This is a genomic window from Rubrivirga aquatilis (assembly GCF_046845665.1).
Lineage (GTDB): Bacteria > Bacteroidota > Rhodothermia > Rhodothermales > Rubricoccaceae > Rubrivirga.
In genome coordinates this window covers 2,424,373-2,448,001 of record NZ_CP177355.1, presented here as the reverse complement: position 1 = coordinate 2,448,001, position 23,629 = coordinate 2,424,373, and the positions used below count along the sequence as shown (strand labels likewise).

Sequence of the window (23,629 nt, the reverse complement as noted above, 5' to 3'; positions counted from 1 at the left end):
AGCTATTCCGGCGCGGGCCCGAGCCGCTCGACGAGCGCGTCGAACCCCTCGATCTCGTGCTCAGTGCGCCTCTGGAAGGCCATCGTCCAATCGCTGAAGGTCCGGCCAGCGATCGGCCCCTCCATCTTGACCTCGACGTCGGTGTGGCGCGTCGCGGGGAGCACGCGATCCTCGAACACGTTTCGGACCGCCCGGCGGGGGCCTTCCAGGCGTTGTACGAACGTCCCCGGCCGGCCGGCGGTGGCGTCTTCGTAGGCGAGGAAGCCCGTCACCCCGACGCCGAGGTTGTACGCGCGAGAGTCCGTCAGCAGGGCTTCGAGTTCGTCATCCGAGAATGGACTGGCCGCCTCAGAGATGTAGACGAGGGCGTACAGGTCGTGCTCGCTCATGCCAGTTCCGCGCGCTCGGCTTCGGACAAGGCCCCGTCCCCGCCAGCGGCCCCCGCCAGCGGCAAGTCGAACCAGAACCGCGTGCCGCGCCCCTTGGTGCTCTCGACGTGAATCGTCGCGCCGTGCGCCTCGACGATCTGCTTGACGATGGCGAGGCCCAAGCCGGTGCCGCCCTCTCGGCGTGAGCGGGCCGAATCGACGCGGTAGAACCGCTCGAAGATGCGGTCGAGGTGGTCCTCCGGGATCCCGCGTCCGGTGTCCGAGACTTCGACGCGCGCGGTGTCGAGGTGGCGGCGCATCCGGCAGCGCACCGAGCCCTCGTCCGAGTACGAGATGGCGTTGTCGATCAGGTTCGTCAGCACCTGCCGCAGGCGGTTGCGGTCGGCGACGACCTCTAGAGAGTCGTTGTCGTAGCTCAGCTCCAGCCCCTTCGCTTCGGCCTTCGGGTCGAGCATCTCCCCGACCTCACCGATCAGGTCCTGAAGATCGAAGCGGGTCGGCCGGATGAGGTCCTCGCGGTACTCCAGCTTGGCGATCTCGATCAGGTCCGAGAACAGGCTGTTGAGGCGTTGGAGATTGAAGAGTCCCTTCTGCGCGTAGCGCTTGCGCTGTTCAGGCGGCAGCGTGTCGGAGCCGAGCGCCTCTATGTAGCCAAATACGGCGAAGATGGGGTTCTTCACCTCGTGCGACACGTTGCCGATGAACTCGTTCTGAACGCGCTGCATCCGCTGCAACTCCATGATGTCCGACCGGAACCGCTGAGCCATGTGGTTCAGCGACCGGGCCAGGTCCTGGAACTCGGCGGCGCGCGTTTTGACCGTGATGCGGCCGTCGAGGTCGCCCTCGTTGATCTTCTGCGCGCTTCGCGTGATGGCCTTCAAGGGACGCGTCACCTGGCGTGCCGCCGTCCACGCGCCCAGGAGCGCCGTGAGCAGCGCCAGCACCATGCCGATGGCGAGCGCCGCCTGGAGCGACTGGATGGCCCGGAGCAGCATGGGTACCGGCTCGCCCAAGCGGACCAGCAATCCCGTCTCGGGGCGGCCGAGCGCGACGAACAACCGTTCCTGCCCGTCGGGGCCCGTCCGCTCGGCGAACCCGACGCGGTCGGGGGCGGCTCGCGCCTCGGCGACCTCCTCGCGGGCGAAGAACTCGGCCGCGTCCACATCCCCGGCCAACGGCCCGAAGTCGGCGATGACGTCGTCGTCGGTGGCGACCACCACCTGGATCTCCGTCAGCTCGGCGAGCTGCCGAGCGAGGTCCACGAGCGCCGCCCGGTCGGGCTGGGCTTCCAGCTGGACGGCGAAGCGGGACGCCTCCTCACGGAGCGTATCTCGTGCCGCGTCGCGTACCTGCCCCTGAAGGATCAGGAACGAGTACAGCCCGACGCCGACGACAGCCACGCCCACAAAGAGCGCGAACGTCAGCATCATCCACGTCTGGGTCGAGGCCCGACGTGGGTAGACGAGTTCGCGGACGTTGCGCCAGCGCATGACGGTGGGGTTGGGGATGAGGGGATGGGAGTGGGGCGGGAGAGCCCCAACACCCGCCCCCCTGCCCCAAGGCACCTACGCTTCGGCTTCGGCCTCTTCGACGAACCGGTAGCCGACGCCGCGGACCGTCTGGATGTGGCGGGCAAAGTCGCCCAGCTTCTCCCGAAGGTTCTTGATGTGGGCGTCGACGGTCCGCTCGGTGACCATCATGGCGTCCTTCCAGATCGTCTCCAGCAGCTGCTGGCGCGTGAACGCCTTGCGCGGGTGGCGGACGAGGTAGCGCAGGAGCTCGAACTCCGTCAGCGTCAGGCCGAGGTCGTCACCGTCGAGCGTGGCGCGGTACTCGTCCTCGTAGATCGTCAGGCCGGCGACCGAGAGCGTCTTGCTTTCCTCGGTGCCCGTCCGGCGCAGGACCGCACGGATGTTGGCGAGCACGACCTTGGGGCTGACCGGCTTGGTCAGGTACTGGTCGGCGTTCTCGAGACCCTGGAGCTGGTCCGACTCCTCGGTCTTGGCCGTCATCATGATGATCGGGATCGTCTCCGTCTCGACGCGGCCCCGGAGTCGCTTGGCGATCTCGAACCCGCTCATGCCGGGGAGCATCACGTCGAGCAGGATGGCGTCCACGTCGGGGCCGGCCTTGGAAAGTGCCTCGTCGGCGTCGAAGGCCGTGAGGACGTTGTAGCCCTCCTCGCGGAGGAAGTGGGAGATGATCTCGACGACGTCCTCTTCGTCGTCGACGACGAGGATGGTGATCTCCTGCGGGGTCGAGGTAGCCATAATGCGGAGTGCGTGGGCGGGTGAAGGGACGGCCGCTATCTCGCGGGCCGCTCTCGATATACCCGGCCGCGGACGCGGGGTTCTGCGTTTGTGAAGATGACCGCTGGCGGGGTGCCTCAGCCCTCGAATGCGTCTTTACCAGGGTAGACGCGGGCCACGCGGGCCGTCAGCCCCGCCGTCAACTCATAGACGATGGTGCCCGCCGCCGCCGCCGCCGCTTCCGCGGTCGGCCCGCCGGGCCCGAACACCACCGCCGCGTCGCCAACGGCCACGTCCAGCCCGTCGACATCGACCATCGTCATGTCCATGCAGATGCGGCCGACGATGGGCGCCGGCGCCCCGCCAATCCCGACGTGCCCCCGGTTGGACAGCGCGCGCGGCAGGCCGTCGGCGTAGCCGACCCCCAGCGTCGCCACACGCGTCGGGCGCTCGGCGGTCCACGTCTCGCCATAGCTCACCGACTCGCCAGCGGAGACCGTCTGGAGGTGGACGACACGCGCGACGAGCCGCATCGCCGGGCGCAGGTCGGTGGTGTCTGTCTCGGGTAGAACGCCGGTCCGCAAGCCGTAGAGCACGCCGCCGAGCCGGTGCAACGCGGGGCGGGAGGCGACGGGCGGGAGCCGGACGTGGGCCGGGCCATTCGCGAGGTGCACGAGGGACGGGGCGTCGTCGCCGAGCTGGCGCAGGACGCCGTCGAACCGGCGGATCTGGAAAAAGGTGGCCGTGGGGTCCGGGGCGTCGGCCATCGAAAAGTGCGTCCACAGCGCGGCCACCTCGACGCCCGCGGCCAGGAGCTGGCGGACGGTGTCGGCAGCGGTCTCGGGCGCCAGCCCCATCCGGTGCATCCCGGTGTCGACCTTGACGTGCACCGGGACGGGCGCCGCCCGCGCCATCACGGCGGCGGCCACCTCCGGCGACGACACGACGGCGTCCAGCGCCAGCCGCTCGTAGGCGGGAAGGAACTCGGGGAGCGGCGCCGCCAGCACCAGAATCCGCTCGCGGATGCCCGCCTCGCGCAGTTGCTCCGCCTCAGGGACCGTCGCGACGGCCAGCCACTCGACGCCCTCGCCGACCAGCGCTCGCGCGACGGGCACCGCGCCGTGCCCGTACGCGTCCGCCTTGACGACGGCCATCGCCCCGGCGACACCGAGTGTGCGGACGTTGTGGCGGATGGCGCCGAGGTCGACCTCGGCCCGGAGTGCGACGGGGATCACAGGGGAATGGCGAGTTGCAGGGCTGGAAGGTCCTGAGTGCCGGCGCCCAACGCCAGCCGATCCGAGGAACATCTCGCGAGCCTCCTCTCCCCCAGCCCCGCCCCCCCCTAAATCCCACTGGCGATCAGCAGCTCGATGTCCCGGTGCGGCATCCCGAACATGGACGCCAGGCTCTTTTTGGTGAGGTGCCGGCGGTAGACGTAGGCGCCGGTCCGGAGCGAGACGTTCGACCACAGCGCGTCGTTGATGCTGCCCGCCTCGCCGATCTCGAGGAGGTACGGCGTGAGCGCGTTCGAGAGCGCGTACGAGCCCGTCCGGGCGACGGCGCTGGGCAGGTTCGGCAGGCAGTGGTGGACGACGCCGTGGGCGGTGAACGTGGGCGCGTCGGGCGTCGTCGGCCGCGAGGTCTCGATGCAGCCGCCCTGGTCGATCACCAGGTCCACGACGACGGAGCCGGGCCGCATGGAGGCCACCATCTCCTCGGTCACGACGACCGGCGAGCGCTGGCCGATCGCCATCGCCGCGCCGATCACGACGTCCGCGTTTTTGACCGCGCTCTCCACGTACGTCGGGTTGGCCATCGCCGTCGTGACGCGGCGGTCTAGGACGTGCTCGATGGCCCGGAGCGCGGGGAGGTCGGTGTCCAGCACGATCGTGTGCGCGCCGAAGCCGATGGCCGTCCGGGCCGCCCACTCGCCGATGACGCCGGCGCCCAGGATGACGACGGTCGACGGGGGGACGCCCGAGATCCCGCCCAGCATCACCCCGCGCCCGCCCTCGGACGACTCGAGCAGCCGGGCGGCGGTCTGGACCGCCATCGAGCCCGAGATCTCGTGCATCATCCGGACGATGGGGAGGGTGCCGTCGGCGTCGGAGATGAACTCGAAGCCGATGCCCGTGACGCGCAGCTCCATCAGCCGGCGTAGCGTCTCCGACTGCAAGCCGCCCAGGTGCAAGGCTGAGATCAACACCTGGCGCTCGCGCATCAAGTCGAGCTCGTCAGCGCGCGGCGGGAAGACCTTGGCGATGAGATCGCAGTTGCTGTAGACCTCGGCCGGTGTGTCGACCACGCGGCAGCCGGCGTCGGCGTACTGCGAGTCGAGGAACTGGGCGTCGGCGCCCGCGCCGGCCTCGATGACCACCTCGTGGCCTTGGGCCACGAGGAGGGCAGCGGCGTACGGCGCTAGCGACACGCGGCGCTCGTCGTTGTCGGCCTCGCTGGGCACGCCCACGCAGATGCGCTGGCCGCGCTCGCCGATCGCGGCGGGCTTTTCGAGGGGCAGGAGGGCGGACTCGACCTTAAGGCCCTGGATGGCGGGGATCTCCATGCCGCAAGCTACCGCCCGGCTCGGGTGCTGCCTGAAACAGCCTCCGCCCAGGACCTTCCCGGCCGCCCCGGCGGTCCCCCACCCCCTCACCGACCGCCCCATGCACGGACTCACTGCCGTCTTCGCCCTTCTTGGCAGCGCTGCGCTCGTCCTTCTGGCGGTCGGCTCCGACGACCCGCAGCCGTCGCCCGACCTCACCGCCGAGGAGGTGGTCCGCGTTCAGGTCGAGGCGCTGGGCGCGAATGACACGCCGACGCCGGACGCCGGGATCGCGACGGCCTTCCGCTTTGCCTCGCCCGGCAACCGCGCCGCCACGGGCCCGCTGGAGCGGTTCACGCAGATGGTGAAGGGCCCCGTCTACAGCGACATGATCGACGCGACGACCGCCGAGTACGGCCGGATCGTGGTCGAGGGCGACCGCGCCGCGCTCCGGGTCTCGCTCGGGCACGCCGACGGACGCCGCGCAGTCTATGTGTTCTCGCTCACCCGCCAGCGGGGCGGGGACTGCGACGGGTGCTGGATGACGGACGGCGTCGAGCGCCGCGAGCCGGTGAGGAACGGGCAGACGCGGAGCTAGCGGGGAGTCCGGAAGGCCGCGGCTCGGTCCCCTCCCCTACTCCACGACGATCGCCCGCTCGGCCGTCGCCGACGCCCCGCTCGCGTCGTCGCGCACCGTCACCGACAAGGTGTACGCGCCGGGGCGCTGGTCTCGGATGTCGACGAAAAACGCGGCCGTCTCGTCGGGCCGGTCGCCCTCGCCCTCAGTGCGGACCGCGACGCCCCGCCCTCGGCCGCGCCCCAGCACACGGCCGAGCACGCCGCCGCGTCGGTCGGCGGGCCGCAGCATCGCCTCGACCGAGTACCGGGTCCGCCCCTCGGCCAGTGCCAGTCCGTACGCCTCGACGACGACGTACACCGGGTCGCCGACCGCGAAGACGGCCCGCGCCGCTGGCACGACCCCGAGCCCGTCCCTGACGACGGGGCCCCGCCCGTCCTCGTCGATGGACCGCGCCAGCAACAGGTCGCTCACGCCGAAGCCCGTCGCCAGCGGGGTCACCTCGATCGTAGCGTCCCCGCCCGCGACCCCGGCGTCGACCTCGACCCGGACGGCGCCCGAGCCCGGCAGCCGGAGCGTCGCGGCCTGGATGCGGACCGGGCCGCCGCCGACGCGCGTGACGGGCCCTCGGCCGCCCCCCTCGGTCACCGCCCGGTCAACAACGGCTCCGCTTGCGACGGCGAACGCGCCGGAGCGGACGCGACCGACGTGGGGCACGGCCCACGCGACGACGGCCTCGACGCCGCCCCCAGGAGCCCGGAAGCGGGATACGAGTGCCGACACGTCGAGCGGCCGAGCGAACGCGACCTGAGACCGCTGCGGGTCGGACCGCGCCATCTCGCGTTCCTGGAGCACGTAGTCGTCGTTCGCGGCGCGAGACCCGGGGCCGCCGAACGCGCCCGCGGGCGGGCTGTACGTCCGGAACTCGCCGCTAAAGTCGAGGTCCTCGAAGACGAACCGGAAGTCGGGGTAGTCCCACACGCGGACGGCGCGCGCGTTCGGACCGTCGACGCGGTACGAGCGGCTGACGGGCGGCCTGCCGTAGCGGACCCAGATCTGGCCGTCGGCGGTGTCGGCACCTCGGGCCTCGCCGGGCCGGAGTGAGCCCGACGGGCCCGCGCCCAGCAGCAGATCCGCCTCGACGACCCGGGCGATGTGCTCGACGCGCCGCTCGTTGAACGTCGTCAGCAGGCGGGGGTCGGCGGTCTCCCAAAAGGCGGCCGTCGCCGCGGCCGGGTCGGCGTCGTGGGCGGCGCGGCGGTCCACCGGGAGCAGGCGGCGGATGGACTCATAACGGGCGCGCGCGCCGGGCGACAGTTGCGCGAGCCCGGCATCGACGGCCACCGAGGCCTCCTCGAACCGGCCGAGGCGGAAGAGGGCGAGCCCCGCGAGGAGGTCGGCCTCGGGGACACCGCTTGCGGCGCGGTACCGAGACGCGAGCGCGAGCGCCGCCTCCCACTGCCGCGTGACGGCCGCGAGCGTCACCGCAGCCCGGTGCGGGCGTGGGGCCGCGGGGTCGGCGGCGAGCCACGTCGCGATGTGGCGGACGGCCTGCTCGTGCGCGCGGCGTGCGTAGACCGACTGGTCGAGCAGCGGGGCGATCGCGGCCTGGGCGTCGAGGTCGAAGGCGCTGGCGCGCATCCGGGAGCGGACCTCCTCTCGGTCCATAAACGCGCCCACCTCGGTGTCGACGGTGCCCCGCCGGATCCGGTCGTGCCAGCGGACCGCCGTCAGCACGGCGTCGTCCATCAGCACCGCCAGCGCCAGCGTGTCCACGGGCACCTCGCGGAGCAGGACGCGGGCCGCGTCGGCGACGTGGGCCGACGTCATCCCGAAGGGCATCCCGCGCGTCCCCTGCCCCGCCAGCCGGAGCCGGACCTGGAGGCGCCGGAGGTCCGGGTCGCGCGGCGTCTGGCGGACGGCGGACTGGACAATGCGGTACGCCGCCGCCGTGTCGCCAGACGCCAGCAGGGCCTGGGCGGTGCCGATGGGGCGGTCCGGGGCCGCCTGGGCAAACGCCGGGGCAGCGGTGACTGCAAGCGCGAAGAGTATCGAAAACTGGCGCATCGGAATCAGGACTTTCGAGCCCCGTTTGGTACGTCCGAGACGAGGAGCCGATCCACCCAGTGGCCCCGGCCGTCTCAGCGCCCGAGCCAGCGCGCGAGCAGGACGCCTCCTGCCACGGCCACGTTCAGCGACTCCACGCCTGCCCCAGCGCCCGGCCGTCCAATGTGGACCAAGCCTCCCGACGACCGCACACGGGCGGCAACCTCCTCCGACAGTCCGTGCGCCTCGCTGCCCATCACCAGTGCCGAGGACGCCCCTGGCGCCCACGCCCCGACGGGCGTTCCGCCGAGGTCGGCGCCCCAGCAGTCGGCCCCTGCGTTTATCAAGGCGTCGAGGACCGGCGCCAGCAACGGGACGCGAACGAGCGACACGTCCCAAATCCCGCCCATCGAGGCCCGGACGGCCTTCGGGCTCTCGAAATCGGCGGAGTCGGTGTCCGCGACGACGGTGCCGACGCCGAACCAGGCGGCGGTGCGGACGAGGGCGCCGACGTTCCCCGGGTCCTGCACGCCGTCGAGCAGCAGGACGGGGCCCGGCGTCTCGGGCACCGCGTCCGTCGTCACCGACTCGGCGATCGCCAGCACGCCCTGCGACGACCGCGCGTCGCCGACGCGCTCCAAGTCGCGAGTCGGGACCGGCGTCACCACCACGCGGTCCGCCAGCGCGGCCACGCGGTCGCTCGCCAGCGCGGCCTCGGTCGCGAGCACGGCGACGAGGGGTGCGCCCGCGGCGACGGCGGCCTCGACCGAGCGGACGCCCTCGACCAGAAACCGGCCCTGGGCGCGGCGCCCCTTGGAGCGGGCGAGGGCGGCGGCGTCCTTGAGCTGCTGGCGGGTCACGGCGGGCGGGCGGGTGGAGGGCGGAGACTCGGGCGGGCGGGGCCGGGTTCTCGCGTCTGGGGCAGAGCTTCGGCGGCGCTTCACGAACGACGGCCTAGCTTGACCGCCAAGCGGTCGTCGGAAGCGCTTTCGACGACGGTTCCCGCACTCGGCGCGCCTACCTTCGCGCCTCCCCCCCGACATCCCCCCGGTTCGCCGGGCCGCCATGGCCACCCCGTTCAAGCGAGACGCCCACAGTCCTGCCGTTTACCAGGAGCCCACGCCCCCCCACGACAAGGACAACCCGTTCACGTCCATGATGGAGCGGTTCGACGTGGCGGCCGAGCTCCTGAAGCTCGATCCCGGCCTCTACGAGGTCCTGCGCTCGCCCTCGCGCATCCACATCACCAGCATCCCGGTCGTCATGGACGACGGCACGCTGAAGGTCTTCGAGGGCTACCGTGTGATCCACTCCGAGGTGCTCGGGCCCTCGAAGGGCGGCATCCGCTTCGCGCCCGACGTGCACGTCGACGAGGTCAAGGCGCTCGCGGCGTGGATGACCTGGAAGTGCGCCGTCGTCGGCGTCCCGTTCGGCGGGGCCAAGGGCGGCGTCGCCTGCGACCCCAGCACGATGTCGGCCGGCGAGGTCGAGCGCCTGACGCGCCGCTACACGGCGAACCTGATCGACGTGTTCGGCCCGGACAAAGACATCCCGGCGCCGGACATGAACACGAACGAGCAGGTCATGGCCTGGCTCTTGGACACGTACTCGATGCACGCCAAGCGCACCGAGACGGCCGTCGTGACGGGCAAGCCCCTCCTGATCGGCGGCTCCGAAGGCCGCCGCGAGGCGACCGGCCGGGGCGTCATGACGACGACGATCGGGGCGATGAACCGGCTCGGCCTCAAGCCGGCCCAGTGCACGGTCGCCGTCCAGGGCTTCGGCAACGTCGGCTCCGTCGCCGCCCAGCTCTTGCGCGAGCAGGGCTGCAAAATCGTCGCCGTCTCCGACGTCCACAGCGGCTACTACAACGCCGACGGCATCGACATCGACGCCGCCATCGCGTACGCCGACGAGAACGGCCGGTCGCTGAAGGGCTTCCCCGGCGCCGAGGAGATCTCGAACGCCGAGCTACTGGCGCTCGACGTGGACGTGCTGGCGCCATGTGCCAAGGAGAACCAAATCACGGCCAAGAACGCGCACGACGTCAAGGCGAAGATCGTGGCCGAAGGCGCGAACGGGCCGACGACGTCGGGCGCCGACACCATCCTGAACGAGAACGGCGTCCTCGTCATCCCGGACATCTTGGCCAACGCGGGCGGCGTCACCGTCTCCTACTTCGAGTGGGTCCAGGATCGCCAGGGCTACTTCTGGAGCAAGGACCGCGTCAACCGCCGCCTCGACCGCATGATGCGCGCGGCCTTCGACCGCGTCTACGACGCCGCCGAGAAGTACGACACGTCGATGCGCATCGGCGCCTACGTGATCGCCATCGAGAAGGTGGCCGGGGCGCTCAAGATGCGGGGCATCTACGCGTAACCGATGGACGACGGACCACGGACCACGGACCACGGCCTGCGCGAGCGGCGCCCCCCTCCGTCGTCCGTCGTCCGTCGTCTGGCGTCCGGCCTCTGGCGCCTGCCCCGCCTCGCCCTCGTCGGCGTGGTCCGGCTGTATCAGGGTGCGGTCTCGCCGTGGCTCCCGGCGACCTGCCGGTACACGCCGACCTGCTCGCAGTACGCCGTGCTCTCCCTTCAGCGGTACGGGGCGCTGAAGGGCTCGGTGCTGGCGATCTGGCGCATCCTCCGCTGCAACCCGTGGGGCGGCCACGGACACGACCCGCCTCGGTGGTTTGGGGAGCCCGAGCCCGGAACGGAAGGGGCGGCCTGAGGGTCTGAGCGGACCTCCGCACGAGCCCATGTCCGCCGACGCCCACCGCCGCCTCTCTCGCGACACGCCGGTCCGTTGCGCCGTCGTGTCCATCTCCGACACCCGGACTGAGGAGACGGACGCCAGCGGGAAGACCTTGTCGGACGGGCTCCGTGAGGCGGGCCACACCCTGGAGTTCTACCGCATCGTCCCCGACGACCCCGAGGCCATTCGCGCCGTGCTCCTCCATCTCGCCGGTCGGGTCGAGGTGGTCGTGACGACGGGCGGCACCGGCATCGGCCGTCGCGACCGGACCGTGGAGGTCGCCGAGCGGCTCATCCAAAAGCCGCTCCCCGGCTTTGGCGAGCTGTTCCGGATGCTGTCGTTCCAAGAGGTTGGCGCCGCCGCGATGCTGTCCCGGGCGACCGCCGGCGTCTACGGACACGAGGACGGGCCGCCGGAGACGCTCTTGTTCTGCTGCCCCGGCTCCGTCGACGCGGTGCGGCTGGCGCTTGACCGTCTGCTGTTGCCAGAGCTGCACCATCTGGTCTGGGAGATCGTCCGCCGACCTGCCGAGCCCCCCTCCCGGGCGCCGCAGTTTCCGCTCGACCCCGCCGCCGCTCGGGTGTGACGGCGGGCGTTTCGCGCCCGCCCCGAACGGACGAGCGGCCACTCCCAGACGAGAGCGGCCGCTCACCGTGTCCGCTGCGACGGTTAGTTCTTCCGGTTGCGGCGGTTGACCCGGTTCGCCAGGGCCCGGTCGGCCTGGTCGGTCTGTGGGAGGCCGTCGCGGGAGGCCTCGCCGTACCAGCACGCGAGCGCGAGCGCGAGCGCCACGTCCTCGTGGTCCCCGAGGTCGACGCTGGCGCCGGTGGCGGCCGCGATCCGGCCCTGGTTCTCGAGCGCCGCCACGCGCAAGGCCGTGGCCTCGTCGGGACTGCCGTTCGACGTCACCACCTTGGTGGACACGTTGGCGGCGTTGCCGGACTGCTCGATGACGGCACGCGACGGGCCAGAGCCGGCGACCGACGTGCCGGCGAGCGTGGTGGAGGCGCCATCCTCGCTCTCGTCGATATCGCCGTCGCCGTTGCGGTCGGAGTCCGGGGCGGCGGCCTCGAGGTCGGCGGCGGCGTACATCGCCTCGATGGCCTCGCTGGCGGCGTCGAGCGACCCGGGGGCCTCGACGGCACCGGCGCGGTAGAGCCCTTCGAAGGTGTCGACGAGCACCTGCGCGGAGACGTCGTGGGCGTCGTTGTTGCCAGAGCCGACGTGGACGGCGACCGTGCTCGGGCCGACCGCGTGGATCGCGTCGGCCGCCTTCTGTCCCCCCGTCGTGACGACGGTCGTCTGGCCGGCGTACTGCTTCTCGGAGTTGAGCGCGCGCAGAACAGACTGGATGGGATCATCGCCGGAGACCCGGCGGAGGTCGCGGACGGCATACGTGGGGCCGCTCAGTACCTCGACAAGGGCATACGCGCGGGGCGTGGCGTTGGGGGCGTGGACGGCGCAGAGGAAACGAGCCATGAGAGGGTGTTGGAGAAAGGGCTCGTGCTACCGGTCCCCTCACGCCGCCGTTCCGCTGATGGCCGCGACCACCTGGCCACCGAGTCCACGCCGTCGGCTTGGCCGCAAACGAAGACCAGCCGTGCCGTCAGTTCTCCGGCGCCCGCGCCTCTCGCAGCGCCACCGGTGGCGAGGGCTGCCCGGCGACCCGGTACCCCGTCAGCGCCTTTCCTTCAATAAACACCACGAGCGCCGAGGCGCGAGGGTCGTACGTCTCCAGCTGGCGCGCCTCCCAGCCGTCGAAGTCGGCCTGCGTCGTGCCGGGCAGGCTGTGGATCTGCGTCGTGTACAACAGGCGCTCCGGCTCGAAGGGGGGCGGACGAAACCAGCGCGGCGCCCCAGCGCGGACGAGCGCGACCGCCCCGGCGCCGTGGCGCGAGTAGCCCTCGAACGCTGCCGCGGAGAGTTCGGGCCAGTGGTCTGCGAGGAAGGCTCGGTGGGCCTCCGCGCGTGCCCGCTGGCGGCGCGTCCGGGCGGGCGCCGACGTGATGGTGACGAGCCCGCGGGGAGTCGCGAGCGAGACGGACGGGTCGGGGGGGACGGGACGGGGCACGTCGCAGGGCGGGGACGGCGTCAGGCCCGGAGCCACGCGCCCCCGGGGACCCGGTTCCGGCCCGGCCTGAGCCCCGGGCGGCCCCTGACGGATCTACCTTCGGCCCTCCCCTCTTCCCCTCTCCAGACCATGCCCCGCTACGCCACCATCGACGACGTCATCGCCTCGTACCCCGCCCGCTTCAATGCCGACAAGGCCAAGGGCATGGACGACACCGTCCACATGAACCTCACCGGAGACAACTCGCGCGACGTGGTCATCGTGGTCAAAGACGGCACGCTCGACGTGTCGGAGGGAACGGTGCCTGAAGACCCCACGCTGACGCTGACGGCGAAGACCGAGGACTGGCTCGCCATCGAGAACGGCGAGCTCAACCCGATGATGGCGATGATGACGGGCAAGGCCAAGATGAAGGGATCCGTCCCCTTCGCGACCAAGTTCATGGGCCTCTTCGGCTTCGGCGGCTAGCCCCGGTGGGGCCGCTCGTCACTGTCGAGGAAGCCCGCCGCACCGTGATCGGCCTGGCCCGCCGCATCGGCACCGAGCGGGTGCCGCTGGCTGACGCCGTCGGCCGGACGCTGGCGGCCGACGTGGCCGGCGGGCCGCTGCCTCCCTTCGCCGCCAGCGCGATGGACGGCTACGCCGTGCGCGTCGCCGACGGCACGGGCGCTCGCCCCATCTCTGGAGTCGCACACGCTGGCGCCGCGCCGACCTCACTCGCGCCCGGCACGGCGATGTGGATCACCACCGGCGCCCCGATCCCCGGTGGCGCCGACGCCGTCGTGCCCGTCGAGCGCACGACCCGCGAGGGCGGCGCGGTGCAGCTCGACGCCGCGCCGCAAGCAGCTCAGTTCATCCGTGTCGAGGGCAGCGCGCTCCCGACCGGAGCCGTCGTGCTCCCGGTGGGCGCCGTCGTCACGCCGGGCGCGGTCGGCCTGCTGGCGGGCGCGGGCGCCGCCCGCGTGACCGTCTCGCGCCAGCCCCGCGTCGCCGTTCTGGCGACGGGCGACGAGGTGGTGCCGGCCGGGACGCCGCTCGGCCCGGGCCAGATCTGGGACGCGAACGGCCCCGGACTCGCCGCGCAGGTGGTCGCGGCTGGCGGTCAGGTCCTCGGGCCGCTCTGCACCGGCGACACGCTGGCCGCGCTCTCCGACGCGGTCCACCGCTGCGAAGCGGCCGACGTGCTTGTCTTCGCGGGCGGGGTGTCGATGGGCGACCGCGACCTGGTCCGCGACGCTGTGGAGGCGACCGGGGGCGAATGGCACCTCTGGGGCGTCCGTCAGCGCCCGGGCAAGCCGCTGGCGGTCGGCGTGCTCGGCGGGCGGCCCGTGCTGGGGCTGCCCGGCAACCCGGTCAGCGCCGCCGTGTGCTTCGAGGTCTACGGGCGTCCGCTGCTGGCGGCGATGCTCGGGCGAGCCGCTCGGGACCACGCCGAGCCGGCCGTGCTGGCGGCGCCCTTTCCCAAGGCCGCGGGGCTCTACACCTTCGCCCGCGCCCGAGCGACCCGCGACGCCGACGGGCGGCTCGCCCTCTCCCCAGCCGGCGCGCAGGAGTCGCACGTGGCGCAGTCGCTGGCGGCGTCCGATGGGCTGGCTCATCTCCCCGCCGACTGGGACGGCGCGCCGGTTGGCGAGGCCGTACGCTTCGAGCGGTGGTCGTGGTGACACGACGGCTGGCCTGCCAGCGACACATCTCATTTGCAATAACGGATTAGACCCTCGCCCCATGCTTTTGCGCACCGTCCGAATGACGTTCGTCCCGGCCCACCTCGACACCTTTCTGGCGCTGTTCCACGAGGCGCGACCTCGGATCGCGGCGGCGCCCGGGTGCCGCCACCTCGAACTGTGGCAGGACGCCCGGTACCCGAACGTGCTGACCACCTTCAGCACCTGGGACGACGAGGAGGCCCTCAATGCCTACCGTCGCTCGGACCTCTTCATGACGACGTGGGCCAAGACGAGCCCCCTGTTCGCGACCTCGGCGCAAGCACGGAGTCAGCACATCGTGGAGTTCTGAATGGGGGCGGCAGCGCCATGCGCCGCCCCCGGCGACGCATCGAGTCCCCGGCCTGTGCGCCGCCGCCCCCCGACGAGGGGTCGCGAGGCCGGCGCTCGTGCCGTGCAATTCGGTCCCGCCCCCGCCGTTCGCCAGCGGACTCCATCTAGCTTCCCGACATGACCGTCCCCGAGCTGATCGCTTCCATCCGCCAGCGCTTGTGCGCGGCGCGTCGGCGGCTGACGGGCGCGGCAGTCGCCCGGGGGCTCGCGGTCACGCTGGGCGTGGTCGGCGCCGCCGTCGCCGTGGCGCTCGCCGTCGAGGGCGCCGTGTGGATGGGCGTCGGGCTCCGAACGGCCGTTTTTTGGATCATCGCTGCCACGCTGGCGGCGCTGGTCGTCGCCGGGGTGGTGGTGCCGCTGCTCCGCGGCTGGGGCGTGCTCCCCGGACTCGACGAGCGGGCCGTCGTGCGCCGGACCGGCCGGGACTTTGTGGGCGTCGACGACCGGCTGGCGACGTTCCTCGACCTGGCCGACGGGCGCGACGCCGCGGGCGACGGGCCGCTGCGGGCGGCCGCCGTCGAGTCGCTGGGGCGCGAGGTGGCGGCGGTGCCGTTCGAAAAGGTCCACGCCTTCGGACCCGCCCGCGACGCCGCGCGGTGGGCGACCCTTCCGCTCGCGACGCTCGCGCTGCTGTTCGCCGTTTGGCCGAGCACGATGACCGCCGCCGCTGGCCGGCTGCTGGCGCCCGGCGAGTACTTCGCCCCGCCCGCCCCCTTCCGCATCGACGTGACGCCCGGCGACATCGAGGTCACGCGTGGCGCGAGCGTCCAACTGAGCGCGCGAGCCGTGGGTACGAGCCTCCCGCTGGCGGCGACCGTCGAGATCGGCCGCGTCGACGAGCGGGCGACCGAGACGGTCCGCGTCCAGGCCGAGGCCGGCGCGTTTGCGCACTCCGTCGACGCCGTCCGCGCCGACCTGCGCTACCGGTTCGAGGCCGACGGCGTGCGGACACCGTGGTACACCGTCACCGCCGTCGACCGCCCGCTGGTGCGGGGCGTTCGCGTGACGCTCGTCCCGCCCGGCTACAGCGGACGCCGCTCGCAGACGCTGCCCGAGGGCGTCGGCGACGCGACGGGGCTGGCGGGGACGACGGTCCGCGTGCAGGTCCAGCACGGCGGGCCGGCTCCGGAGACCGCGTGGCTCGCCGTCGAGTGGGAGGACGGCCGGAGCCAACGCGTGCCGCTGCGCGTCGCCAGCGAGGCCGCGCTCGGCCAGTTCCGCTTGCGCGGCGCGGGCACGTACACGGTCCACTTGCGCGCGGCGGGCGGGCTCGAAAACACGGACCCGGCACGCTACCGGTTGGGCGCGTTGTCCGACGGCCCGCCGCAGATCGTGATGGTCGAAGGCACCGACGGCCCGCTCGGCGCAGGGGCCCGCCGTCTCGGTTTCCGCATTACCGACGACTTCGGTTTCCGCAGCGGTCGGCTCGTGTACCGCCTGACTCGCGACGGCGTCGCCGCCCGACCGCGAGCGGTCACGCTCCCCGTCCGCACCCGACCCCTCGACCAAGACGTGGATCTCGACTGGCGTCTGCCCGGCGCCCGCCCCGGCGACGTGGTCGAGCTCTACGGCGAGGTCATCGACAACGGCCCCGCGCGTGCTCGCGCCCGGACGCCGCTCGTCACGCTCCGCTTCCCCTCCTTGACCGACCGCCTCGACAACCTCGACGCGCGGCGCGACTCGGCCGCCCAGACGTTGGAGGACCTCGACGAAGAGGCTGAGGAGTCCCGCGAGCGGTTCGAGCGCTTGCGCCGGCAGCTCCGCGAAAATGTCGAGCCGGACTGGGAAGACCGTCGGCAGGTCGAGGAGCTCTTGCGCCGACAGGACGCCATGCGCGATCGGTCGGAGTCGCTCAAGGAGCAGATGCGCCAGCTCGGCGAGCAGGCCGAGGACGCTGGACTCGGCGACGACCTCCGCCGCCAGTTCGAGGAGATGCAGGACGTGCTCGAACAACTCGACTCCCCGGACTTGCGCGACGCGCTGCAGCGGTTGCAGGACGCGATGGAGGAGCTCGACCTGCGCGAGATGCTCCAGCAGACCGAGGAGGCCGCCATGAGCTCGGAGGAGTTTGAGCGCCGCCTGGAGCGGACGATGGAGCTGATGAAGCGGCTGGAGGCGGCCGTCGAGATGGAGGAGATCGCCCAGCGCGCCGAGGACCTCGCCGAGACCGAGGAGGCGCTGGCCGAGGAGACCGCCAAGCTGGAGGAGTCCGACGACGCGCCCGAGGCGGGCGAGGAGGCGGGCGCGCGCGCCGACGCCGAGGACTCAGAGGCCAACACCGAGGGCGAGTCGAAATCGGCTGAGGAGCTGGCCCAGCGGCAGCGCGAGGCAGCAGAGCAGATGAAGGCGCTGGAAGAGCAGATCGACGCGCTTCGCGAGCAGATGGAGGAGATCCGCAACGCGCCGACGGAGGCCGTGGAGGAGATGCAGCAGGAGATGGGCGAGGACGGCGGGCTGCCGCAGCAGATGGAGGAGAACGCCGAGCAGCTCGAAAACGGGGAGACGCAGGACGCGCAGAAGGGCCAGCAGGACATGGCCGAGCAACTCCGCCAGATGGCGGGCCGGATGCGCGAGTCGAGCCAGCAGATGCAGGGCCAGCAGCGCCAGATCGACCAGGCCGCCCTGCGCCGCTCGCTCGAAGACGTCCTCACCATCTCGCGCGATCAGGAAGCGCTCGCGACCCGGACGGCCGCGCTCCCCGGCGAGAGCCCGGCGCTCGTCGCCGCCGCCCGCCAGCAGGGCCAGCTCCGCGACGCGCTCGCGACCGTCGTCGACACGCTGCGGCGCGTGGCCCAGACGGTCCCCCAACTGGGGCCCCAGATCGACTCGCGCGCACAGAACGGGCGGCGCGAGATGGACCTCGCCATCGAGACGCTCGTCGCGCGCCGGGCCGCCCAGGCGGCCGGCAACCAGCGCGCGGCGATGTCGCACCTCAACGAGCTGGCGCTCCTGCTGGCGGACGTGCTCGACAAGCTCCAGAGCCAGTCGCAGCAGAGCGGGCAGGGCTCGGGCAGCGGGCAGGGGTCGGGCGGCGCGGGCGGCACCTCACAGCAGATGCAGCAGCTCGGCCGCGCACAGCAGCAGCTCAACCAGCGCATCCAGCAAATGCTCAACGAGTCGGCCGGGGAACGCTTGTCGCCCGATGGCCAAGCCCGCCAGCGACAGATGGGCGAGCAGCAGGAGGCCATCCGGCGCCAGCTCCAGCGCACGCTCGACGGCGCCGGCGGCACGGGCGGGCTCGACGAGCAGTCGCGGAGCGCCCTCCAGCGCGTTGAGGAGCAGATGCAGGAGGCGGCCGCCCAGCTCCGCCGCGGCGGGCTCGACCCGCGCACGGCGCCGCGCCAGCAGAACATTCTGGAAAAGCTGCTCGACGCCGAGCGGTCGGTCAACCAGCGGGGACGCGAGGAGAAACGGGAGGGCCAGACTGGCCAGCGCCGCACGCCGCCGCCCGCGACGGCCCCGCGCACCACGCGCCCGCCCGATCGCGTCCGCGCCGACCTCATTCGCGCGCTCGAATCGGGCTACGCACCGGACTACCAGGACTTGATCAAGCGCTACTTCGAGCGCCTCCAGGCCCGTACGCAGCGCTGAGTCAGCCCGCCTCTCGACCGTCGTGCGAGGGAGCGTCGTCGTGCCGGGCGGAGGCCATTCACCTTGTCATCCTGAGCGACAGCGAAGGATCTCGACCCCAGCGGTCCAGGCCTTCCGGACCGGATGTCTAGCCGTGGGGACTCGCGTTGAGATCCTTCGCGTGCGCTCAGCATGACGGTTGTGTGACGTAGAGTTCACGAGTCCCGGCCCAGAGCGTTGACGAGGCCAGCGGCTGGCGACCGACTCGGCGCTACGGCCGGATCTCGACGTCGCCGTAGGTCACGATCTGGTTCGAGCCGTCGAACATGAGCAGCCGGTAGAGGCCGGTGCTCGCGAACGCGGGCTGGTTGGCGCTCACCGAGAAGGTGTAGAATCCGGGCTGGGACGCCCCAGGCTGATCTGCGCCAAAGTCCCGGAGCGGCTCGAAGTCCAGGTTGCCGGTTAGAGGATCGCGCTCCAGCACCAAGAGCCGGAGCCCGCCCGGGACGCCCTGGGTGTCTACCGGGAACGAGAGGGCCTGCCCGCGCCGCAAGGGGTTCGGGGCCGGCAGCGCCAGCAGCGAGACCCGGTTGCGGAAGGCCGGGCCGATGCGCCAGTCGTTGGCGTCGCGCGAGCCGACCGTCCCGTCGGCCTCCACCCGCGTGATCCCCTCAACGGGCGAGAGGAGAGCCTCGTCTTCGAACAGGCGTTGCGCCTCGGCGTCGCCCGTATCGCACCCGGCGACGGCGAACACGAGAAGGGCGAGGGCGAGCGGGCGTAGCATGGGCGCGAGATGAGAGACGCCCCCAACGCCGCGACCCCGCCCGCCGTGCCCGCGCTCGCGGCGGACGCGCTCGGGGTCTCCCTTGGCGGCCGGGAGGTGCTCCGCGACGTGACGTTCACCGTCCGCGCCGGCGAGCGCGTCGCCGTCGTCGGGCCCAACGGTGCCGGCAAGACGACGCTCTTGCGCGCCGCCGCCGGGCTGATCCCCCACACCGGAGCGCTCGCCCTCGCCGGGCGCCCCGTCGGCGACTGGCCCCCACGCGACCGCGCGCGCGCCGTCGCCCTCGTCCGACAACAGGCCGATCTCGTGGTCGACTTCACCGCCGCCGAGGTCGTCGGGCTGGGACGGGCGCCGCACCTGGGCTGGACCGAGCGCCTGGGCGACGCCGACCGACGCGCCGTCGAGGCCGCGCTGGCGGCCGTCGACCTGGGAGCGCTCGCGGGCCGGCCCGTCACCCAGCTTTCCGGCGGCGAGCAGCAACGCGTCGCGCTGGCACAAGCGCTCGCCCAAGACGCCCCGCTCTTCCTGCTCGACGAGCCGACGGCCCACCTCGACGTCCGCCACCAGCTCGACCTGCTCGGCCGGCTGTCCGACCTCGCCGCGACCGGCCGCACCATCGTCGCTGCGCTCCACGACCTCGAACGGGCCGCGGCCTTCGCCGACCGCCTGCTCGTACTCGCCGACGGCCGCCTGGTCGCCGACGGCCCGCCACGCGACGTGCTCACGCCCGATCTGCTGCGCCGCGCGTTCGGCGTCGAGGCCGAGGTCGCCCCCGACGGCGCGGGCGTCCGCATCCGGTACCTCGCCGTCGCCCGACCGGCGGAGCCCTGACGCGAGCGGCGCGTTGGGGCGGTCGATCCCCCACTCCGATCCATGAAGGTCTACACCCGCACCGGCGACGACGGCACGACCGCCCTCTTTGGCGGCGGCCGCGTCGCCAAGAGCCACCCCCGTATCTCGGCCTACGGGACCGTCGACGAGGCCAACGCCGCGCTCGGCATGGCGCGAGCCGCGCTGCCTACGGACCGCTCTGACGCCGACACCCGGACCGACGCCCTGCTGGCGCGGCTCCAGAACGAGCTGTTCGTGCTCGGCGGCGACCTCGCCTCGCCGGGCGACGTGACGTACCCGGTGCCCCGCATCGAGGCCGAGCACGTCACCGGGCTCGAGGCCGTGATCGACTCGCTCACCGCCGACCTCCCGCCGTTGAAAAACTTCGTGCTCCCTGGTGGGACGCCCACGGCTGCCGCGCTCCATCTCGGCCGGACCGTCGCCCGCCGCGCCGAGCGCTTGGTCGTCGAGACGGCCGCGCTCGAAGAGGTCTCGCTGGAGGCCATCCACTACCTCAACCGGCTCTCCGACCTGCTGTTCACGCTCGCGCGCTGGGTGAATCTGAACGCGGGCGTCGCCGAGCCCGTTTGGGCGCCCGTCGCAGAGCGGTAGCGGACTTGCCGACCCCGGGTAAACGCCGGGCCGGATCTCAGGGGATCGCCGCGGCGCGTCAACGGTACTCTACCCATCCTCCCCGTTGCCATGTCCAGCGACACCCCCGTCTACGATCTCGCCGAAGAACTCGCCAGCGCCATCACGCATGGGCTGGGCGTGCTGCTCAGCATCGGCGCCGGGGCCGTGCTCGTCACGCTGGCGGCTCAGTCGGGCGACGTGTGGACCCTCGTCGGGGCGTCCGTCTTCGCCGGCACCATGGTGCTGCTCTACGCGGCGTCGACCCTGTACCACGCCATCCCGTTCGCCGACGCCCGCCGCAAGCTCCGGACGTTCGATCACTGCGCCATCTACGGGCTCATCGCCGGCACTTACACGCCCTTTCTGCTCGGCGGGCTACGCGGGCCGTGGGGCTGGACACTCTTCGCGACCGTCTGGGCGCTGGCGGCGGCGGGCATCGTGTTCAAGCTGTACTTCACGGGCCGTTTCAACAAGCTCTCGACGCTCGTCTACATCGTCATGGGCTGGCTGATTGTCGTGGCGACGGGCCCGATGCGCGAGGCCCTACCCGGCACCACGCTCGCGTGGCTGGTGGCCGGCGGGCTCGCGTACACCGCCGGGACCGTCTTCTACCTTTCGCGCCGCCGCTACGCCCACGCCGTGTGGCACGGATTCGTGCTGGCGGGGAGCGTCTGCCACTTCGCGGCCGTCCTGCTGGAGGTTCTCCGCGCCAGCGCATAAGCGCGGTTCCGACTCGTTAGGGACCTCTTGATGAAGGTCGGCCCTCGATCCCCGGGGTTTCCCCGAGCGTTCACCGGAGAGGCGCGCGATGAAGACACAGCGGGCGCCGCCCGGCCCTAGGCTGTGGGTGCCCCCCCGAACACGAATATGCACTGGTACGACAAACTCAACCAGTATTTCCCCGTCGAAGAGATGAAGTCGCGCTCCCACGTGGAGGCGCTGCTCGCCGAGCGGAGCGACGTGTACCACGTCGACCACGGCCCGAACCACGTCCTCCTCTACGTCGAGGGCCGCGACGGCGTCTTCGTCGATTACCTGCTGGTGGCCAAGGAGGCCCGCGGGCAGGGCCTCGGCACGCAGCTCCTCGATCGGCTCAAGGCCAAGGGCAAGCCCATCCTGCTCGAAGTCGAGCCCGCCGACTACGACGACACCGATACGCTCAAGCGCCAGCGGTTCTACGCCCGCGAGGGGTTCCAGCACGTCGAGCGCCTGCGCTACCGCCGCCGGTCGCTGGCCACCAAGGAGGTCAACGAGCTCGAGATCCTGGCGTGGTCCCCGGAGGGCCAGATGGACGACGAGGCCGCCTACCGATTCGTGCAGGCCGTCTACGACGAGGTCCACACCTACCGCGACATCGACTTCTACGGCGAGCGCTACCAGCCGACGCACGAGGTGCTAACGCTCGAGGAGACGCTAACGCTGCAGGGCGACGCGTAGGCTCTCAGGGAGTCCCGGACGGACAGCGGCATCTCGGAACGAGGATCGGGCGGGGCCGTGTGCCTCTCCCCTCTCCCCACCCGTCCGATGCCCACGACCGTCGTCTGGCTCCGCAACGCCCTCCGCCTCGCCGACCACGCCGCGCTGACGCACGCCGCCGAGCGCGGCGCCGTGATCCCCGTCTTCGTGTGGGCGCCTGACGAGGAGGACCCCTGGGCCCCCGGCGGCGCCCATCGCTGGTGGCTCGACGGCTCCCTCCGCGCCCTCGACGCCGACCTGCGCGAGAAGGCCAGCCGCTTGGTCGTGCGCCAGGGCGCGGCCCTCGACGCGTTGGCCGCGGTCTGCAACGTCACCGGCGCCGACCGCGTGGTATGGCAGACCCGACTGGCGCCGCACCTCCGTACACGCGACGAGCAGGTCCGGAAGGGATTGGAGGAGGCCGGGATCGAGGTCCGCACCTTTTCGGGCCGCATCCTGCACGACCCGGAGCAGATCCAGACCGGCTCCGGAGGCCCGTACCGCGTATTCACGCCGTTCTGGAACCGGTTCAAGGACGAGGTCACCGTCGGCGACCCGCTTGCGGTGCCGGACCTCGGCGCGTCGCGCGCGCCCAAGGCGTGGCCGGCGTCGCTGGCGATCGACGCGCTGGCACTGACCGACACGGCACAGGACGGCGTCGAATGGGCGGGCGAGATGGCCGACGAGTGGACGCCCGGTGAGGCCGGCGCCCAGGCCCGACTCGACACGTTCCTCGACGAGTCGCTGATCGATTACCCCGAGGGCCGCGACATCCCCGCCCAACGTGACACGTCGATGCTGTCGCCGCACCTCCACTGGGGCGAGATCAGCCCCCGCGAGGTCTGGGCCCGCGTCCAAGCCTGGGTGCAGAACGGGGCCATGCGCGAGGACGCCGACAAGTTCTTGAGCGAGATCGCCTGGCGTGAGTTCTCGTACCACGTTCTCCACCACTACCCCGAAACGCCGACCGAGCCTCTCAAAGCGAAGTACGCCGGCTTCCCCTGGCGCGACGCCCCCGACGAGTTCCGGGCGTGGACGCGCGGCCACACCGGCTACCCGTTCGTCGACGCCGGGATGCGCCAGCTGTGGGCGCAGGGCTGGATGCACAACCGCTTGCGCATGGTCACAGCGTCGTTCCTGACAAAGCACCTGCTGATCCGCTGGCAGGACGGCGCGCGCTACTTCTGGGACACGCTCTGTGGCGGCGACCTCGCCAACAACAGCATGGGCTGGCAGTGGGCCGCCGGGTCGGGCGCGGACGCCCAGCCCTTCTTCCGCATCTTCAACCCGATCACGCAGGGCCAGAAACACGACGCCGACGGCGCCTACATCCGCCGCTGGGTGCCCGAGCTGGCCGCCCTGCCGGACCGGTATCTCCACGCGCCGTGGGACGCCCCCGCCGACGTGCTCGCCGAGGCGAGCGTGACGCTCGGCGACACGTACCCGGCCCCGATTGTCGACCACGCCGATGCCCGTCAACGAGCGCTCGACACGATCGAGGGACTGAACCGCTAGGCACCTACTCGCGCGCGCGCAAGCCGAATCACACCCAGACATGTTTCGCACCTGATCAGCCGGCGACGTTTCATAGGGGCCACTCGGCCTCGCGTGGATATTTTTTATTGACCCAACCGCTTGTCCTACATGAAGGTAGCACAGGCCTGAGCTGAG

23 protein-coding genes are annotated in these 23,629 nt (G+C 72.0%); 13 read left to right on the top strand and 10 right to left on the bottom strand.

Going from position 1 to position 23,629, the window contains the following annotated elements:
• Window positions 1-2 precede the first annotated feature (2 nt).
• From ACLII4_RS10645 to ACLII4_RS10625, 5 genes are all read right to left on the bottom strand, one after another.
• Window positions 3-389 carry a BLUF domain-containing protein gene (locus ACLII4_RS10645; RefSeq protein WP_412067377.1) on the bottom strand — a complete coding sequence of 129 codons (387 nt, stop codon included), beginning with the start codon at window positions 387-389 and terminating at the stop codon, window positions 3-5.
• Window positions 386-1,879, bottom strand: a complete 1,494-nt coding sequence (locus tag ACLII4_RS10640) for an ATP-binding protein (RefSeq protein ID WP_412067376.1) — start codon at window positions 1,877-1,879, stop codon at window positions 386-388. The genes ACLII4_RS10645 and ACLII4_RS10640 overlap by 4 nt, the downstream gene beginning before the upstream one ends.
• A 75-nt stretch (window positions 1,880-1,954) precedes the next feature.
• Entirely contained in the window at window positions 1,955-2,659 is a 705-nt protein-coding gene (locus ACLII4_RS10635) for a winged helix-turn-helix domain-containing protein (RefSeq protein ID WP_412067375.1), read from the bottom strand.
• A 116-nt stretch (window positions 2,660-2,775) separates the two neighbouring features.
• Complete coding sequence (gene alr / locus ACLII4_RS10630; RefSeq protein WP_412067374.1) at window positions 2,776-3,873, bottom strand: alanine racemase; 1,098 nt, start codon at window positions 3,871-3,873, stop codon at window positions 2,776-2,778.
• Window positions 3,874-3,980: 107 nt separating this feature from the next.
• Window positions 3,981-5,201 carry an alanine dehydrogenase gene (locus tag ACLII4_RS10625; RefSeq protein WP_412067373.1) on the bottom strand — a complete coding sequence of 407 codons (1,221 nt, stop codon included), beginning with the start codon at window positions 5,199-5,201 and terminating at the stop codon, window positions 3,981-3,983.
• Between the two features lie 100 nt (window positions 5,202-5,301).
• On the opposite strand from ACLII4_RS10625, the gene ACLII4_RS10620 reads away from it, so the two are divergent.
• Window positions 5,302-5,778: a DUF4864 domain-containing protein gene (locus ACLII4_RS10620; protein ID WP_412067372.1), complete on the top strand. Its 477-nt coding sequence runs from the start codon at window positions 5,302-5,304 to the stop codon at window positions 5,776-5,778.
• 36 nt (window positions 5,779-5,814) lie between these two features.
• On the opposite strand, the gene ACLII4_RS10615 is transcribed toward ACLII4_RS10620, so the two are convergent.
• Window positions 5,815-7,824 carry a hypothetical protein gene (locus ACLII4_RS10615; RefSeq protein WP_412067371.1) on the bottom strand — a complete coding sequence of 670 codons (2,010 nt, stop codon included), beginning with the start codon at window positions 7,822-7,824 and terminating at the stop codon, window positions 5,815-5,817.
• A gap of 74 nt (window positions 7,825-7,898) precedes the next feature.
• Entirely contained in the window at window positions 7,899-8,663 is a 765-nt protein-coding gene (locus ACLII4_RS10610; protein WP_412067370.1) for a TrmH family RNA methyltransferase, read from the bottom strand.
• 205 nt (window positions 8,664-8,868) lie between these two features.
• On the opposite strand from ACLII4_RS10610, the gene ACLII4_RS10605 reads away from it, so the two are divergent.
• Genes ACLII4_RS10605 through ACLII4_RS10595 form a run of 3 tightly spaced genes read left to right on the top strand, consistent with a single transcriptional unit; the run spans window position 8,869 to window position 11,143 of the window.
• Complete coding sequence (locus ACLII4_RS10605; protein ID WP_412067369.1) at window positions 8,869-10,182, top strand: Glu/Leu/Phe/Val family dehydrogenase; 1,314 nt, start codon at window positions 8,869-8,871, stop codon at window positions 10,180-10,182.
• 3 nt (window positions 10,183-10,185) lie between these two features.
• Window positions 10,186-10,533 (top strand): membrane protein insertion efficiency factor YidD, encoded by a 348-nt coding sequence (gene yidD, locus ACLII4_RS10600; RefSeq protein WP_412067368.1) that lies wholly within the window; start codon window positions 10,186-10,188, stop codon window positions 10,531-10,533.
• Window positions 10,534-10,561: 28 nt separating this feature from the next.
• Entirely contained in the window at window positions 10,562-11,143 is a 582-nt protein-coding gene (locus ACLII4_RS10595) for a molybdenum cofactor biosynthesis protein B (protein WP_412067367.1), read from the top strand.
• Window positions 11,144-11,226: 83 nt separating this feature from the next.
• Here the strand turns inward: ACLII4_RS10595 and ACLII4_RS10590 are convergent, their stop codons facing one another.
• Together ACLII4_RS10590 and ACLII4_RS10585 are read right to left on the bottom strand one after the other, a co-directional pair.
• Window positions 11,227-12,036, bottom strand: a complete 810-nt coding sequence (locus ACLII4_RS10590; RefSeq protein WP_412067366.1) for a hypothetical protein — start codon at window positions 12,034-12,036, stop codon at window positions 11,227-11,229.
• 127 nt (window positions 12,037-12,163) lie between these two features.
• On the bottom strand, window positions 12,164-12,628 hold the full coding sequence (locus ACLII4_RS10585) for a hypothetical protein (protein WP_412067365.1): 465 nt from the start codon (window positions 12,626-12,628) through the stop codon (window positions 12,164-12,166).
• A 129-nt stretch (window positions 12,629-12,757) separates the two neighbouring features.
• Between ACLII4_RS10585 and ACLII4_RS10580 the strand changes: the two genes are divergently transcribed.
• The 4 genes from ACLII4_RS10580 (at window position 12,758) to ACLII4_RS10565 (ending at window position 18,276) form a co-directional block, all read left to right on the top strand.
• The gene (locus ACLII4_RS10580) at window positions 12,758-13,096 is read left to right on the top strand and encodes an SCP2 sterol-binding domain-containing protein (RefSeq protein WP_412067364.1); all 339 of its coding nucleotides are present in this window, start codon (window positions 12,758-12,760) and stop codon (window positions 13,094-13,096) included.
• 5 nt (window positions 13,097-13,101) lie between these two features.
• Window positions 13,102-14,292, top strand: a complete 1,191-nt coding sequence (gene glp, locus ACLII4_RS10575) for a gephyrin-like molybdotransferase Glp (RefSeq protein ID WP_412067363.1) — start codon at window positions 13,102-13,104, stop codon at window positions 14,290-14,292.
• A 61-nt stretch (window positions 14,293-14,353) separates the two neighbouring features.
• Window positions 14,354-14,644, top strand: coding sequence for a putative quinol monooxygenase (locus ACLII4_RS10570; RefSeq protein ID WP_412067362.1), 291 nt, complete (start codon window positions 14,354-14,356; stop codon window positions 14,642-14,644).
• A gap of 158 nt (window positions 14,645-14,802) precedes the next feature.
• Entirely contained in the window at window positions 14,803-18,276 is a 3,474-nt protein-coding gene (locus ACLII4_RS10565; protein ID WP_412067361.1) for a DUF4175 family protein, read from the top strand.
• A 250-nt stretch (window positions 18,277-18,526) separates the two neighbouring features.
• Here ACLII4_RS10565 and ACLII4_RS10560 read toward each other — a convergent pair whose 3' ends face one another.
• The gene (locus tag ACLII4_RS10560) at window positions 18,527-19,039 is read right to left on the bottom strand and encodes a hypothetical protein (protein ID WP_412067360.1); all 513 of its coding nucleotides are present in this window, start codon (window positions 19,037-19,039) and stop codon (window positions 18,527-18,529) included.
• 9 nt (window positions 19,040-19,048) lie between these two features.
• On the opposite strand from ACLII4_RS10560, the gene ACLII4_RS10555 reads away from it, so the two are divergent.
• The 5 genes from ACLII4_RS10555 to ACLII4_RS10535 all read left to right on the top strand — a co-directional run bounded on the left by ACLII4_RS10555 (window position 19,049) and on the right by ACLII4_RS10535 (window position 23,473).
• Entirely contained in the window at window positions 19,049-19,870 is an 822-nt protein-coding gene (locus ACLII4_RS10555; protein ID WP_412067359.1) for an ABC transporter ATP-binding protein, read from the top strand.
• A gap of 42 nt (window positions 19,871-19,912) precedes the next feature.
• Window positions 19,913-20,482, top strand: coding sequence for a cob(I)yrinic acid a,c-diamide adenosyltransferase (locus tag ACLII4_RS10550; protein ID WP_412067358.1), 570 nt, complete (start codon window positions 19,913-19,915; stop codon window positions 20,480-20,482).
• 90 nt (window positions 20,483-20,572) lie between these two features.
• Complete coding sequence (gene trhA, locus ACLII4_RS10545) at window positions 20,573-21,223, top strand: PAQR family membrane homeostasis protein TrhA (protein ID WP_412067357.1); 651 nt, start codon at window positions 20,573-20,575, stop codon at window positions 21,221-21,223.
• A gap of 147 nt (window positions 21,224-21,370) precedes the next feature.
• The gene (locus ACLII4_RS10540; RefSeq protein ID WP_412067356.1) at window positions 21,371-21,940 is read left to right on the top strand and encodes a GNAT family N-acetyltransferase; all 570 of its coding nucleotides are present in this window, start codon (window positions 21,371-21,373) and stop codon (window positions 21,938-21,940) included.
• Window positions 21,941-22,027: 87 nt separating this feature from the next.
• Window positions 22,028-23,473 (top strand): cryptochrome/photolyase family protein, encoded by a 1,446-nt coding sequence (locus ACLII4_RS10535; RefSeq protein WP_412067355.1) that lies wholly within the window; start codon window positions 22,028-22,030, stop codon window positions 23,471-23,473.
• Window positions 23,474-23,629 lie beyond the last annotated feature (156 nt).